The 13,875-nt window shown below is 38.4% G+C and carries 12 protein-coding genes; 9 read left to right on the top strand and 3 right to left on the bottom strand.

Features of this window, described 5'->3' with window-relative positions; all coding sequences use genetic code 11:
- Window positions 1-363: 363 nt before the first annotated feature.
- Together CER18_RS02630 and CER18_RS02625 are read right to left on the bottom strand one after the other, a co-directional pair.
- A complete protein-coding gene (locus CER18_RS02630) occupies window positions 364-1,227 on the bottom strand; it encodes a prephenate dehydratase (RefSeq protein WP_100128550.1) in 864 nt (287 codons plus the stop codon).
- A complete protein-coding gene (locus tag CER18_RS02625; RefSeq protein ID WP_100128549.1) occupies window positions 1,224-1,955 on the bottom strand; it encodes a 3-deoxy-manno-octulosonate cytidylyltransferase in 732 nt (243 codons plus the stop codon). The genes CER18_RS02630 and CER18_RS02625 overlap by 4 nt, the downstream gene beginning before the upstream one ends.
- Before the next feature lie 108 nt (window positions 1,956-2,063).
- Here CER18_RS02625 and CER18_RS02620 point away from each other — a divergent pair, with 108 nt between their 5' ends.
- Complete coding sequence (locus CER18_RS02620; protein WP_100128548.1) at window positions 2,064-2,627, top strand: c-type cytochrome; 564 nt, start codon at window positions 2,064-2,066, stop codon at window positions 2,625-2,627.
- An 895-nt stretch (window positions 2,628-3,522) separates the two neighbouring features.
- Here CER18_RS02620 and CER18_RS02615 read toward each other — a convergent pair.
- Window positions 3,523-4,317 carry a molybdopterin-synthase adenylyltransferase MoeB gene (locus CER18_RS02615; protein WP_100128547.1) on the bottom strand — a complete coding sequence of 265 codons (795 nt, stop codon included), beginning with the start codon at window positions 4,315-4,317 and terminating at the stop codon, window positions 3,523-3,525.
- 87 nt (window positions 4,318-4,404) lie between these two features.
- On the opposite strand from CER18_RS02615, the gene gshB reads away from it, so the two are divergent.
- The 8 genes from gshB to CER18_RS02575 all read left to right on the top strand — a co-directional run bounded on the left by gshB (window position 4,405) and on the right by CER18_RS02575 (window position 13,714).
- The gene (gshB, locus tag CER18_RS02610; protein ID WP_100128546.1) at window positions 4,405-5,343 is read left to right on the top strand and encodes a glutathione synthase; all 939 of its coding nucleotides are present in this window, start codon (window positions 4,405-4,407) and stop codon (window positions 5,341-5,343) included.
- 150 nt (window positions 5,344-5,493) lie between these two features.
- Window positions 5,494-6,540, top strand: coding sequence for a substrate-binding domain-containing protein (locus CER18_RS02605; protein ID WP_100128545.1), 1,047 nt, complete (start codon window positions 5,494-5,496; stop codon window positions 6,538-6,540).
- A gap of 76 nt (window positions 6,541-6,616) precedes the next feature.
- Window positions 6,617-8,077, top strand: coding sequence for a phosphate ABC transporter permease subunit PstC (gene pstC, locus CER18_RS02600; protein ID WP_100128544.1), 1,461 nt, complete (start codon window positions 6,617-6,619; stop codon window positions 8,075-8,077).
- A complete protein-coding gene (gene pstA / locus CER18_RS02595) occupies window positions 8,074-9,363 on the top strand; it encodes a phosphate ABC transporter permease PstA (RefSeq protein WP_100128543.1) in 1,290 nt (429 codons plus the stop codon). The genes pstC and pstA overlap by 4 nt, the downstream gene beginning before the upstream one ends.
- Before the next feature lie 51 nt (window positions 9,364-9,414).
- Window positions 9,415-10,173 (top strand): phosphate ABC transporter ATP-binding protein PstB, encoded by a 759-nt coding sequence (pstB, locus tag CER18_RS02590; protein WP_100128542.1) that lies wholly within the window; start codon window positions 9,415-9,417, stop codon window positions 10,171-10,173.
- Window positions 10,174-10,194: 21 nt separating this feature from the next.
- Window positions 10,195-10,917 carry a phosphate signaling complex protein PhoU gene (gene phoU, locus CER18_RS02585; RefSeq protein ID WP_100128541.1) on the top strand — a complete coding sequence of 241 codons (723 nt, stop codon included), beginning with the start codon at window positions 10,195-10,197 and terminating at the stop codon, window positions 10,915-10,917.
- A gap of 536 nt (window positions 10,918-11,453) precedes the next feature.
- Window positions 11,454-12,290, top strand: coding sequence for a cell wall hydrolase (locus CER18_RS02580; protein ID WP_100128540.1), 837 nt, complete (start codon window positions 11,454-11,456; stop codon window positions 12,288-12,290).
- Window positions 12,291-12,466: 176 nt separating this feature from the next.
- Window positions 12,467-13,714, top strand: a complete 1,248-nt coding sequence (locus CER18_RS02575; protein WP_100128539.1) for an aminopeptidase — start codon at window positions 12,467-12,469, stop codon at window positions 13,712-13,714.
- Window positions 13,715-13,875 lie beyond the last annotated feature (161 nt).

Here is a 13,875-nt window from a genome sequence, read left to right as displayed (position 1 = left end):
GTTAATTTAAGAAGTTCGTTATCTTTGTTGGAATAAACTGCTATAGGAAATGATATATTTTTTAAAGAATCTTACTTTTATATGAAAGAAAATGGATGATACAAATGCTTTCATTTTCGGTTATTTTTTTCTTTATATAGACCTTTGTACACGTTGAATTGCTATTTATCATATAATTTATCAAAAAACATTATCAAAGCAATTTGTATATTCTGTTATTGGATGTTTTTCTTTTTTTCTGCTTTAGCATTCATGATGAAGCGCGTTTAGCATAAAAAACGATTTTCTCTAGGACACATGGCATTATAGGATTTTTAGAATATTCTTCGATATCAGCGAAAAATGCTGGTGGTTTTGTTGCTTTTATATATGCGATGTTCGATCGTTTTGTGCTGGATAAGTGCCGATAATACGCAATTCAGCAGAAAAGAAAGACAATTCTTCTAAGGCGAGTTTCATCATGGGATCTTCAGGATGTCCTTCAATATCAACAAAGAATTGTGTTGCATTGAAATTTCCGCCGATTTGATAGCTTTCTAATTTTGTCATATTGATACCGTTTGTTGCAAATCCTCCCATAGCTTTATAGAGAGCAGCGGGGACATTGCGCACTCTAAAAAGAAGACTGGTGATAATTTTTTCGCCATTTGTAGGCTTTGGGACATGTCGTTTGGACCGCGAAAGGATGACAAAACGGGTAATATTATGAGAGTTATCTTCAACATCTTTTTCAAGAATATCAAGCCCGTAGAGTTCTGCTGCGATCAGCGGTGCTAAGGCGGCTTGTGAACGTTGAGCACTTTTTTTAATAAATTTTGCAGCTCCAGCGGTGTCGGCAGAAACAACAGGTTTCCAACCGTTGTTTCGTATGATTTTTCGGCATTGTGCAAGGGCATGCGTATGACTGTGGACGGTTTTAATTTCATCATGGGTAACGCCGGGCAAAACCATTAATTGAAAATGGATAGGTAAAAAATATTCATCAATAATATAAAGCGATGATTGTGGTAAAAGATGATGAATGTCTGCAACACGTCCAGCAAGAGTATTTTCAATCGGGATCATAGCAAGATCAGCTTTCCCATTTTCCACCAAATTAAGGGCGTCTTCAAAAGTAGCACAGGGCACAGCATCCATATTGGGGAACATATTAGAGCAAGCAATGTGCGAATTAGCACCGTATTCTCCTTGGAAAGAGATTTTATTGGTTTTTTTGAGTGTTTTCATGCCAAAATCTTACGTACTCTATCGAGATCACGTTGTGTGTCTACACCTAAAGGAATCGTATCGACTATTTCCACATCGATCCGCATATTGTGCTCTAATGCACGTAATTGTTCAAGTTTTTCACGCATCTCGAGTGTAGAGGGGTTGAATGATACAAATTTCTCAAGTGCTTTGCGCCGGTAGGCATATATTCCAATATGATGATAAAGAGGACCATCTCCATAGGGAGCTGTGGCGCGCGTGAAATAAAGAGCACGAAGGCGATTTTGAGAAAGCGGAGTTCCAATGATTTTGACAACATTGGGATCTCTTTTTTCATCTTCCTCAATGATTTGAGAACCCAAGGTTGCGATATCAGTAAAACTATTTTCTAGAGGGCGTAACGCATGGATAATTTCGCGAGGCATGATCGTTGGGAGGTCACCTTGTATATTTAAAATAGCATTGTAGCGTTGTTCAGGGTCAATACGCATTAAAGCTTCATAAATACGATCAGATCCAGATTTATGATCTCCTCGTGTTATGATGCATTCATGTCCATATTCTGCAACAACTTTGGCGATATCATTGTGATCTGTTGCAACGATCGTACGCCCTACTGCTGCTTTTTTGGCTTGTTCTGCGACATGAACAATCATCGGCTTCCCACCAATTTCAGCAAGAGCTTTTTGGGGAAGACGGGTTGAGCCTATACGGGCAGGAATAAGAATAATCGGTTCAAGAGCCATTGCAAGATTCCAAATGTCATCTGTAGTGGATATATTTATGATGTTGTGTGTTATAAAGAAAAAGCCTATACTACAAATGGTAATGAAACCGTGAACATTTGAGTTTTTATGGATTGCTCGAAAGTTATCTATTTTATTGGCGCTTGTTTATGTGTGCTGGTTATTGTTGTGGGAATTTCCACGCTCAGTGATATAGTTTACGATCATCCTACTTCAGTTCAATATTATCACACAGTTACCAAGAATGATACATTGGAGGAAAAACAGGAAGAATCTAATATCCCTATATCACTAAATAGCCGCCTTCAACAAGGCGATTTTGAAAATGGGCGTAAAATTTTTCGTCAATGTGCCATATGCCATACTTCTGGACGCAATCAAGCAGGGCGCGTTGGTCCAGTTCTTTGGGAGATTGTTAATCGTCCTTTGGCATCAGCAGCAGGTTTTGCGTATTCACGGGCGTTGCGTGCACATTCTGATCAAAAATGGGATTTTGTAACGTTAGATCGTTATTTGCATTCTCCACGTAAAGCATTCCCTGGGACCACTATGTCTTTCCGTGGCATCAAAAATGACCAAGATCGTGCCGATCTTTTGCTTTATTTACGCAGTTTATCCGATCATCCTGTTGCCATACCAATGGATAATGATGAAGTGAACGAGCCAAGCTAACTTATACCATAATGGCTCATTTTAGAAAGAAGGATGATTAATTTTGTTTATGATTTTAGTTTTAAGGTTTTATCGAAAGAGTTTTTATTAATGTTTTGATAAGGGCAACCTCCCCATGTAAAACAGAATACACTTAAATATTGCATATCTCCCCACTTTTTTAGAGCTATTTTTTAAGAAAATGCATGCTTGACGCTTTTATCTGCAGATTGGTTTTCAAGACCTGTTTGCTTAACTTTTTCCACATATAACATATATTTGTCTGTGAAATTATCACTGAAGGATTATCACTTCATGAGCGACAGCTTTCTGCTTTTGAATGCAATAATTGTGTGATTAAAGCTCTACATGAGGTTTATCTTAATTCTTCTGTACACATCAATCTCCATGCGTTTTTCTTATGAACAAAGACAATTGATTGTTTTTATACGTTCAATAATCCTAAAGGGCATTTTATAAGGCATAGATGTTTTCTTTTGAGGTTAGAGGTGTAGGTACAGATCATTGATTTTATAGTATCGATAACTAAAATATGGGTTAGATTATTTAGTGATAGGTTATAGTTTGAAAGAAGTACTTTCGTAACATTTTTGCGTGAAAAGAAAAATGGTTGAATAGAGTTATGTGGCTTATATTTTTATCCACCTCGAAAATTCTTTCCACAAGAATACTGATGGTAGCGCTTTTTGCATGAGCATTTAATCGTTTATAAAAGATGACATGAAATTATGCCGATAATCCATTATAAAGGAGGTTTTTCCACAAAAGGTCTTCAATTTTTGTGATGAGTTTAATCGTTTCCATTATTTACAGCATTTCGATAATTTGTGGTAAAACATCAGTGTTCCAGTTTCAACGCATATCGCGAAAGTTTTTAAAATGAGTAGGGATAAAATCATGACTCTCTAGGCCTCTTAATCCCTATGGTATTTTCTTTAGAATTTGATCGTTTATAGATAACAACATTAAATTGCGCTAATAATCCATTATAGAGAAGAATCTTTCCTACTAATGGATCTCCGATATTTGTGATCATTTTAATCGCTTCCATTGCTTGTAGGGTTCCAATAACACCGGGTAAAACACCAATGATTCCAGCTTCAGCACATGTTGGAACACTATCGGGAGCAGGAGGGGTGGGGAATAAATCGCGATAGTGAGGGTTATTGTCTTTATACGGCATAAGGACGGTTAATGAGCCATTAAAACGTTCTACAGCACCACTTATTAAAGGCTTTTTGCATTGGGCAGCGTGATCAGCAAGAAGATAGCGTGTGGTAAAATTATCACTTCCATCAACAATGATATTGTAGGCATTGATCAGTTTATCCACATTACTTTTATCTAAGCGTAGGGTGTGTTTTTCAACCATAACATGGGGATTTATTGCTTTTATAGTGGTTTCAGCACTGTCTGTTTTGCTTTGGTTTATTGCATTTGTGTTATGAATAACTTGGCGTTGTAAATTGGAAAGTGAAACAGTATCGTTATCGACAATTCCAAGGGTTCCAACACCTGCGGCAGCCAAATAAGTTAAGACAGGCGCTCCAAGACCACCAGCACCCACGACAAGAACCCGCGCTTTTTTGAGTTTTTGTTGCCCCGCACCACCAATCTCAGGCAAAATGATGTGGCGTGCATAGCGTTCGATTTCTTCGTTATTGAATTTTGTATCTGTTTCTTGTGTCATGATTTTTCTCTTGTCATCGTTCTTTTATTGTTTACTAAGTTTATGGTGCATAGACCAGTCTGCTTTTAGGATAGGGAGAATTTATTTATGAAAATTGCCATTCAGATGGATCATATTTCAACAATTCGGATTCAAGGAGATACGACATTTGCACTCGCTTTAGCTGCGCAAGAACGTGGACACTCTCTCTTTCATTATACACCAGATCGTTTATCTTTATGCGATGGTTGTGTGATTGCACGATTGGAACCCTTGACTGTCCATGATGAAGAGGGAAAGCATTATCAGTTAGGAAAGCCTGTTCGCACGGAATTAAGAGATATGGATGTGGTTCTTTTGCGCCAAGACCCCCCTTTTGATCTCAATTATATCACCACGACTCATTTATTAGAGCGTATTCATCCTAAAACACTTGTTGTGAATGATCCGACATGGGTACGAAACAGTCCAGAAAAAATTTTTGTGACGGAATTTTCTGATTTGATGCCTGAAACGTTAATTACCAAAGATATTGAAGAAATAACAGCTTTTAGAGAAACCTTTGGCGATATTATTGTGAAACCACTTTATGGGAATGGAGGCTCTGGTGTTTTTTATTTAAAACAAGATGATCGCAATTTAGCGTCGTTGTTGGAAATGTTTGCAGATATTTATCGCGAACCTTTTATTGTTCAACGTTATTTAGAGGCAGTACGAAAAGGAGATAAACGGATTATTTTGCTTGATGGTACACCTGTTGGAGCTATTAATCGCATTCCGACAAAAACAGATGTGCGTTCTAACATGCATGTTGGAGGCCGTGCGGAAAGTGTTGAGTTAACAAAACGTGATTATGAAATTTGTGAACGCATTGGTCCAGCCTTAAAGGAACGTGGTCTTCTTTTTGTGGGGATTGATGTCATTGGAGATTATATAACAGAAATTAATGTAACATCTCCTACAGGAATTCGTGAAATTAAACGCTTCTGCGGTACAGATATTGCACATCTGTTTTGGGATATTGTTGAGTTTAAACGTTCAAATTAATTTACACAGAATCCAACCATGATTTTGTTAAAAAAATGATCCATGTTGTTTTTTATATTTGTGATGTTGCAAATGTGAACTAGAATGACCGTACGATATAAATTAATATAAATTAAGAGGCTTTGTCCTCAATCTTTAGGGAGTTTATAGATGAGCAGAGTCTTATCAATTGGAATGGGATTGGTTGTTGCATTACTGCTGTCCGTAAGGATAGGTAATGCACGCGATCAAATCCAGGTTACTGGCTCATCTACAGTTTTACCATATCAAAAGATTGTTGCGGAGACATTTGGAGAAATCTATCCCCATTTTAAGGTTCCTGTTATCGAATCGGGTGGGACAGGAGCGGGTATTAAGGGGTTCTGCCGTGGTATTGGGGAGAAGACCGTTGATATTGTTAATGCTTCGCGAGCAATGAAATCGAGTGAATTGCAGTCTTGTTTTGATGCTGGTGTGAAAGATATTGAGGAAATACGCATAGGGTATGATGGCATTGTTTTTGCAACAGATATTAAGGGTCCTGATTGGAAGTTACAGCCGGTAGATGTTTATAAGGCCCTTGCAGCTCGAGTTATTATAAATGGCACGTTGCAGCCCAATCATGTTTTGAAATGGAGTGCAATCAATAGTGCTCTTCCTGATTGGATGATAGCAGCTTATATTCCTGGAGAGAAGCACGGAACACGTGAAGTTTTTGAAGAAAAATTACTTGCTGTGGGTTGTAGAGAGAGTGGGGCAGTTGGGGTGATGAAGTCTTTGGGAATGAATGATAAGGAGATACACGCTGCTTGTATTGCGGTCCGTAAGGATGGAAAAGCGGTTGATATTGATGGTGATTATTCTGAAACATTTGCGCGTTTAACTTCGAATAAAACAGGGGTTGGTATTTTTGGTTTGTCTTTTTATCAAAATAATGCTGATAGGCTAAAAGTTGCCGATATTAACGGTTTTTCGCCAACAGTTGAGACAATTTCGAGAGGACAATATCCGGTTTCTCGTCCACTTTTTTTCTACATTAAGAAAGCACATTTAGATATTGTTCCAGGTTTGCGAGAATATGTTGATTTTTTTCTTTCTGATCAAATGATTGGTCCAGAGGGGCCTTTGGCTGAATATGGTTTGATTGTTGCTCCTGAAAAAGAGCGCCAAGCACAGCGTTCTGATTTTTCTGCTGGTAGGGTAATGATGTTGAAATAATTTTCTGAGAATAATTTATTGGATTGCCGGAGTAGGTATTTTCGGTGCTATTTTTTTATAAAAACTGAAAGATAACATGTGCGTTTCCTTCATCGTTTTTTTGTTATTACTTCTTGGATTTTGTGGTTTTTGTATTTCTTATATGCGAGCACGCAGTCTTGAATACAGACAACATAAAATGCATTCTCGTGCGTATTATTATGGCTGGTGGACATTTTTAATTACTGTTATTCCAGCTTCTATTTTTTTAATTTTGTGGGATGCTGGGAGTACAATTTATTCAGAATATAATGCCTCTCGAGAGCTTTTGGCGTATAGTGAGCATATAACAGAACCTGTCAATCATGATCTACTTTGGGAGACTCTTCGAAGTCTTACCAAAATGATTCAGCGTTTTGAAGGAGATCTTTCTACAGCTTCTTATAAGGAAGTGCAGGCACAATTACTTGCGAAAGGATTGATTTTACCTCATGAAGTGTCGGATGATGTGTTCAAAATAGCACGGTCATGGGTATTTTCTTTTGAAAAGCTTCAAGTTATTGGTTATGGTTTTCTTTTTGCTATTGCCTCCTTTGGTTTTATCTGTGGAATAATACAAATTACGCCTTATCAACGTGCGCGCAATAAGGTTGAAACTTTAATTATTATTGGATTGGCCTGTGCTTCTATTGTTGCTGTTTTGACAACAATCGCCATTGCACTTTCTCTGTTCTTTCAGACAATAAGTTTTTTCCAGTCTGTATCCTTTTCAAATTTCTTTTTGGGAACGGTTTGGGATCCGCGTTTTTCCGCGAGTGGTTTAAGCGATGAAGGTGGACAATTTGGTTTAATACCGCTCCTTGCTGGTACACTTTATATTGCATTTGTCGCCATGCTTTTTGCTGTACCTATAGGCTTATTTTCAGCTCTTTATATGGCAGAATATGCTTCTGCGCGGTTACGAGCAATCGTAAAACCATTATTGGAAGTTCTGGCTGGCATCCCAACCATTGTTTATGGTTTTTTTGCTTTGAAGGTTGTCGGACCATTTTTACGTGATCTCTCAGCTTCTCTCTCAGATGGGGGAGGTTTTATTATGGCACAAAGTGTTTTAACGGCTGGTATTGTGATGGGAATTATGTTGATTCCTTTTGTTTCTTCTTTGTCTGATGATGTTATTACGGCTGTTCCACGTATTTTACGTGAAGGTTCTTATGGTTTAGGGGCAACGCAATCTGAAACAATTAAAAAAGTCGTTATACCAGCAGCACTTCCAGGGATTATGGGGGCCATTTTGTTGACGGCATCGCGTGCCATTGGGGAAACAATGATTGTCGTTTTGGCAGCAGGTGTTGCAGCAAACTTAACACTCAATCCTTTTGAAGCAATGACTACGATGACTGTTAAGATTGTTAATCAATTGACCGGTGATTTTGAGTTTAATTCTCCACAAACTCTGGTGGCTTTTGCTTTGGGGATGACACTCTTTGTGATGACACTCTTGATGAATATTCTAGCTCTTTATATTGTGCGTAGGTATCGGGAACAATATGAATGAATGAAGATTTTTTTCCTCGTCGCAATATTAGCCTTAAGCGTCGGTATAGGGCTGAATGTCGTTTTCGCGCCTATGGTTTGATTGCTATTTTTATTGGTTTGTTTTTTTTATTTGCGCTTTTATGGTCTATCATTAGTCAAGGCTATACAGCTTTTTTTCAAAGTGAAATGACATTATCAATTTATTTGGATGAAAAGATCATTGATCCAAGTGGTGAACGTCAAATAAAACCACAAGTCCTCATAACAGCCAATTATCCGCTTCTTGTGCGCAATGCTTTAGCAAAAAAACTTAATGTCAATCAAAATGATCGAGCCTCTTTGCGAGACATTAACCGTATGTTTTCAAATGGTGTTCGTGTGCAACTGCGTGAAATGGTGACAAAAAATCCAAAACTGATTGGCACAATGCAAAAAATCAAAGTTTTGGCAGCTGCGGATATTGATTCTGCTTATAAGGGACAGATTGATCTGCATGTAGCAGAAAAAAACCGCAAAGTTTCTAATCGACAGGTAGAATGGATAAGGCGTTTAGCGCATGATGGCACGCTTTATAAAACATTTAATATTGGTTTTTTTACATTTGGCGCTTCAAGTCGTCCTGAGATTGCGGGATTAGGTGTTGCGATTATTGGTTCCCTTTATATGATAGGCATCGTTTTATTGGTTTCACTTCCGATAGGCATAGCAACAGCTCTTTATTTGGAAGAATATGCACGTAAAAATAAATTTACAGATTTTATTGAAGTTAATATCAATAACCTTGCAGCGGTTCCGTCAATTGTATTCGGTCTTTTAGGACTCTCTGTTTTTGTTAATTTTTTAGGATTACCACGTTCAGCCTCTTTTGTTGGTGGTCTTGTTTTAGCGCTCATGACTCTTCCTACGATTATTATTGCAACACGTTCTGCTTTGCGGGCTGTTCCTCTCTCTATCCGCTCGGCTGCTTTAGGGTTGGGCGCATCAAAAACACAAATGATTTTTCATCACATTGTTCCTTTAGCAGCACCTGGTATTTTAACAGGTACAATTATCGGAGTAGCCCAAGCTTTGGGTGAAACTGCGCCTTTGCTTTTGATTGGAATGGTTGCTTTTGTTGTTAATATTCCTATGACTCCCATGGATCCAGCAACAGCTTTGCCTGTTCAAATTTTTATGTGGGCGGGTGAAGCAGAGCGCGCTTTTGTTGAAAAGACATCGGGGGCTATTATTGTATTAATGATTTTTCTTGCGATCATGAATATTTCTGCGGTTTTTTTACGTCGACGATTCGAACGTCGCCAGTGATTTTAATAAAATAACAACTTCGGTAAGATTTTTGTAAGGTGAGTTTTTGTCATGAAGATTAAAATGCGTGGTCAGGATGTAAAGGTTTCTTATGGAGATAAAGAAGCACTCCATGGTATTACTCTTGATATTCCTGAACATCAAGTTACTGCTTTGATTGGTCCATCAGGATGCGGAAAGTCGACTTTTTTGCGTTGTTTTAACCGTATGAATGATACGATTGAAGGGGCTAAAATAACAGGTCTTATTACCTTAGATGGGGAAAATATTTATGACCAGAGGATTGATGTTGTCGAATTGCGCGCTCGTGTTGGAATGGTTTTTCAAAAGCCCAGTCCTTTTCCAAAATCTATATTCGAGAATGTTGCCTATGGGCCGCGAATTCACGGTTTAGTTAAGACGCGCGCCGAATTGCATGATGTGGTTGAAAAGAGTTTGAGGCAGGCCGGTTTATTTGAAGAAGTAAAAGATCGTCTTCATGATCTTGGGACAAGTTTATCAGGAGGACAACAACAGCGTTTGTGTATTGCGCGTGCCATTGCGGTTAGTCCCGAAGTTATTTTGATGGATGAGCCTTGTTCAGCTCTTGACCCTATTGCGACGGCTCGGATTGAAGAGCTTATTGATGCGTTACGACAAAATTATACAATTGTTATTGTAACACATTCCATGCAACAGGCGGCACGTGTTTCTCAATATACGGCCATGTTTCATTTAGGGCATTTGGTCGAAGTTGGTGCAACTGAAATGATCTTCACTTCACCAAAAGAACAACGAACGCAAGATTATATCACGGGGCGTTTTGGATAGGTGAATTGAGGAGTGTAAGATATGTCTATGAACCATACTGTTCGTTCTTATGATGCAGAACTAAAATATCTAAAAGCAAGGATTACAGAAATGGGGCGCCATGCGGAAAGAATGATTGAACGTTCTGTTGCATCGGTTGTATGTAGTGATCTTCAACTTGCAACGGCAGTGATTACCGATGATGTATTTTTAGATGAAGCAGAACGTGATATTGATGAAAAAGCGGTTGCTATTATTTGCAAGCGTCAACCGATGGCTGTAGACTTGCGTGAAATTATTGGCGCCATTCGTATTTCTTCTGATCTTGAGCGGATTGGGGATATGGCTAAAAACATTGCGAAGAGGACTGTTGCTCTTTCAGAAATACGTCAATCCGCGTCCTTTTATCATGGTCTTGAAACAATTACAGCCTTAGCTCTCAATCAATTAAAAGAAGTTTTAGATGCTTATAAAAGTCGCCGATTAGAGCGTGTTGATGCTGTGCGTGAGCGTGATGAGAAGATTGATGCTTTGTATACTTCTCTTTTTCGTGAACTTTTGACATATATGATGGAAGATATGCGCAATATTACGGTTTGTACGCACTTACTGTTTTGTTTAAAGAATATAGAACGTATAGGTGATCATGTTACCAATATTGCTGAAATGCTGCATTATATCATAACAGGTTATCATATGTCTTCTGATCGTCCTCGCGATGACCTTACGTATAAGGTTGGCGTAGGTGAGAAGAAAATAGATTAAATTTTTCTTAAATCTCTACAATAAGCTTGTAGATACATTGAGCATTTTCTTACAATATAGAGCTGTAGAAAGAACATAAAAAGAATATAAATAATAACTATATTATGAAAAAGCACAAAGAAGTAACAAAGAATTTTTTCAGGCTAAACATGGCAGATGGTTAACTCTTGATTTGACATATTTGTATATTAGATGATACCATCGCCTGTACTGTAGCTGGAGGGGAATTTTCTTTCTGACATTTTGTTAAGATTTACATTAAGTTAATATTTATATTAAAGGGGGATCTGTATTATTTTATTGCGATTGCAGCGTGTGTATTGTTATAGGACTATATTGTGCCATGAGGAGCGATAATATTGATCTATAAATTAAGAGTTTTTTATTTTTTATTTTGCATAGATAGTTTTTGATTACCATTTGTATTAAAATTTTACTGAGTGATAACAATTAGCTGTATACTTTATTGAGAGATACATTTAAAGCTCATTTCAAAATTTGAATAGCTCAGAGATTATAGGAATGTATTGCCTAAGATGAAAAAAAATCGTTGGAATATTTTTGTTACCTGTTGTGTAGCGCCGTTGGTTGTTGTGGGGTGTGCTGCAAATCATTTAGAGGCTGGAAAAGTAAATAATAAGAATACAAAAACAGTTACGTATCCATTGACAGAGCGCCAATGCCTTATGCGTGCGATGTATTTTGAATCAAATCGTTCAAGTCGTGAAGGAATGATTGCCGTTGGGACGGTTGTTATGAATCGTGTTAATTCAACGGCCTATCCTAGGACGATTTGTGGTGTTGTTGGTCAATATAAACAATTTGCTCCTGGTGTTTTAACGCGTCCTATGACGGAGAAAGCATCTGTTGCTCGTGTAAGAGAGGCTGCTGATGCTGTTTTACGGGGTGAACGAGACAAGAAAGTTAAACACGCTAAGTTTTTTCATACCGCTGGTTTATCCTTTCCTTACAAAAATATGCACTATGTTCATGTTGCAGGGGGCAATGCTTTTTATGAAAAGCGAGCCCCTGATGGATCACTTCAAGTTCCCACGAATGATCGCCCTTATGATGTTGCTTATGCCTTTGCTCAAGAACGTTCTGGTTATGCGCCAAGCTTTATCGATGAAGGCTTAGAAAGTCAGGGTGTAAAAGCAGAGAAAAGAGCATCTCCTTCAACAGAAATAGCACAGTCCAAGACAGTACAACCTACGTCTTTTGCTGTGGTACAGCTTGATAAGGTTCCCATTCCAACTTATGCGCCTCAACATCTTGCTAGGAAAGAGGAAAATAAAACAATTATGGCGTTGCCTTCATCAGATCAGTTAAATGCAATTGTTGCAATGTTAGAAAAACGACACAGAAACTGGTAAGTTTTTGCACGACCAAAGAAGGGAGATGCGACCCATTGCCGTTTGTGAATTAAGTGAACTTTTTAGTAAGAGTGATACGCCTAAATAGACGTAGAGACAGTAAATGAAAAGGATCTGGAAAAACAATTTAAAATATGGCGGCGGGAACACATTTTATTTAAAGAAGGGTATGGGTAATGTACTTTGATATTCATGAGGTAATTTCGCCTGAAATGCTTAATCGTCTTGCAGAAGTTACGGTAAAAGTGGGGTTAAATTTACAAGAGGGGCAGAATCTTATTTTAACTGCTCCAGTTTCAGCCCTCCCTTTTGTTCGGCGTATTGCCTATCATGCTTATAAGGTTGGTGCTGGTGTCATTACACCCATTTTTAGTGATGATATGTTATCGCTTACACGTTTTGAAAATGCTCATACGGCTAGTTTTGATTGTGCCCCTTCTTGGCTCTATGAGGGAATGGCGAAGGCTTTTGAAAATGGGGCTGCACGTTTAGCGATTGTTGGGGATAATCCTTTGCTCCTTTCCAATCAGGATTTTGATAAGGTTTCACGTTTAAATAAAGCCACTTCAATGGCTTATCAGCCGGCACTCAAGCAAATATCGAACTTTGCTATGAATTGGTCAATTGTTGCTTATCCAACAGCAGGGTGGGCTGAGGTGATGTTTCCTTCTTTACCGCTTAATGAGGCGATTAAAAAATTAGCTGATGCAATTTTTTCTGCTTCACGCGTTACAGGAGAAGATCCTGTGCAGGCGTGGACTGTCCACAATGCAAATTTGAAGAAACGGTCATCTTGGCTTAATGAGCAGCGTTTTTCTGCTTTGCACTTCACAGGACCAGGGACTGATTTAACAGTTGGTTTGGCAGATGATCATGAATGGCATGGTGGTGCATCCGTTGCTCAAAATGGTGTTGTTTGCAATCCTAATATTCCGACAGAAGAAGTTTTCACGACCCCTCATGCTCATAAAGTTGAAGGTTTTGTTCGCTCAACAAAACCCCTTTCCTATCAAGGAACACTGATTGATAATATTGAAGTACGTTTTGAAGCGGGGCGTATTGTTGAGGCCCGTGCATCAACAGGTGAGGCAGTTTTACAGCAAGTTTTGCAAAGTGATGAGGGTGCAAGTCGGTTGGGCGAAGTTGCCCTTGTGCCTCATTCTTCACCAATTTCTAAGAGTGACCTTCTTTTTTATAATACCCTATTTGATGAAAATGCAGCCTGTCACATTGCTTTAGGGCAGTGTTATTCCAAATGCTTTTTAAATGGAGCATCATTAACATCAGAAGAGATTGCAGCACGGGGTGGTAATAAAAGTGTTATTCATATTGATTGGATGATTGGCTCTGGTGAAATTGACATAGATGGTCTTACGCAGGCAGGTGTAAGAGTTCCTGTATTTCGTAAGGGCGAATGGGCTTAATCCCATTATGCCGTAAAAGGTGTCATTGGAGGGAGATCAAGTCTTCTTGACAGGGAAAGTGTTTCTAGAGTACGTGAATAAATATTCAAAGATAGGGCTTGATCATAGAGCCTTTTTTAAGTAACTCACATGCGTATGAAGTCAAGAGAAGTCCATTTTAC

Origin of the sequence: Bartonella tribocorum (genome assembly GCF_002777915.1) — a bacterium.
In the GTDB taxonomy this organism is placed as follows: domain Bacteria; phylum Pseudomonadota; class Alphaproteobacteria; order Rhizobiales; family Rhizobiaceae; genus Bartonella; species Bartonella tribocorum_A.
Note: the sequence above shows the minus strand (reverse complement) of the source record. Positions and strands in the feature narration are given on the sequence as shown.

What these genes read in the sequence shown, in the direction of transcription:
- pstC (WP_100128544.1), top strand. Translation starts at nt 6,617, where the DNA reads ATGTGCGTTTCCTTCATCGTTTTTTTGTTATTACTTCTTGGATTTTGT.
- pstB (WP_100128542.1), top strand. Translation starts at nt 9,415, where the DNA reads ATGAAGATTAAAATGCGTGGTCAGGATGTAAAGGTTTCTTATGGAGAT.
- CER18_RS02575 (WP_100128539.1), top strand. Translation starts at nt 12,467, where the DNA reads ATGTACTTTGATATTCATGAGGTAATTTCGCCTGAAATGCTTAATCGT.
- CER18_RS02615 (WP_100128547.1), bottom strand. Translation starts at nt 4,317, where the DNA reads ATGACACAAGAAACAGATACAAAATTCAATAACGAAGAAATCGAACGC.
- pstA (WP_100128543.1), top strand. Translation starts at nt 8,074, where the DNA reads ATGAATGAAGATTTTTTTCCTCGTCGCAATATTAGCCTTAAGCGTCGG.
- CER18_RS02580 (WP_100128540.1), top strand. Translation starts at nt 11,454, where the DNA reads ATGAAAAAAAATCGTTGGAATATTTTTGTTACCTGTTGTGTAGCGCCG.
- CER18_RS02625 (WP_100128549.1), bottom strand. Translation starts at nt 1,955, where the DNA reads ATGGCTCTTGAACCGATTATTCTTATTCCTGCCCGTATAGGCTCAACC.
- phoU (WP_100128541.1), top strand. Translation starts at nt 10,195, where the DNA reads ATGTCTATGAACCATACTGTTCGTTCTTATGATGCAGAACTAAAATAT.
- CER18_RS02605 (WP_100128545.1), top strand. Translation starts at nt 5,494, where the DNA reads ATGAGCAGAGTCTTATCAATTGGAATGGGATTGGTTGTTGCATTACTG.
- CER18_RS02630 (WP_100128550.1), bottom strand. Translation starts at nt 1,227, where the DNA reads ATGAAAACACTCAAAAAAACCAATAAAATCTCTTTCCAAGGAGAATAC.
- gshB (WP_100128546.1), top strand. Translation starts at nt 4,405, where the DNA reads ATGAAAATTGCCATTCAGATGGATCATATTTCAACAATTCGGATTCAA.
- CER18_RS02620 (WP_100128548.1), top strand. Translation starts at nt 2,064, where the DNA reads ATGGATTGCTCGAAAGTTATCTATTTTATTGGCGCTTGTTTATGTGTG.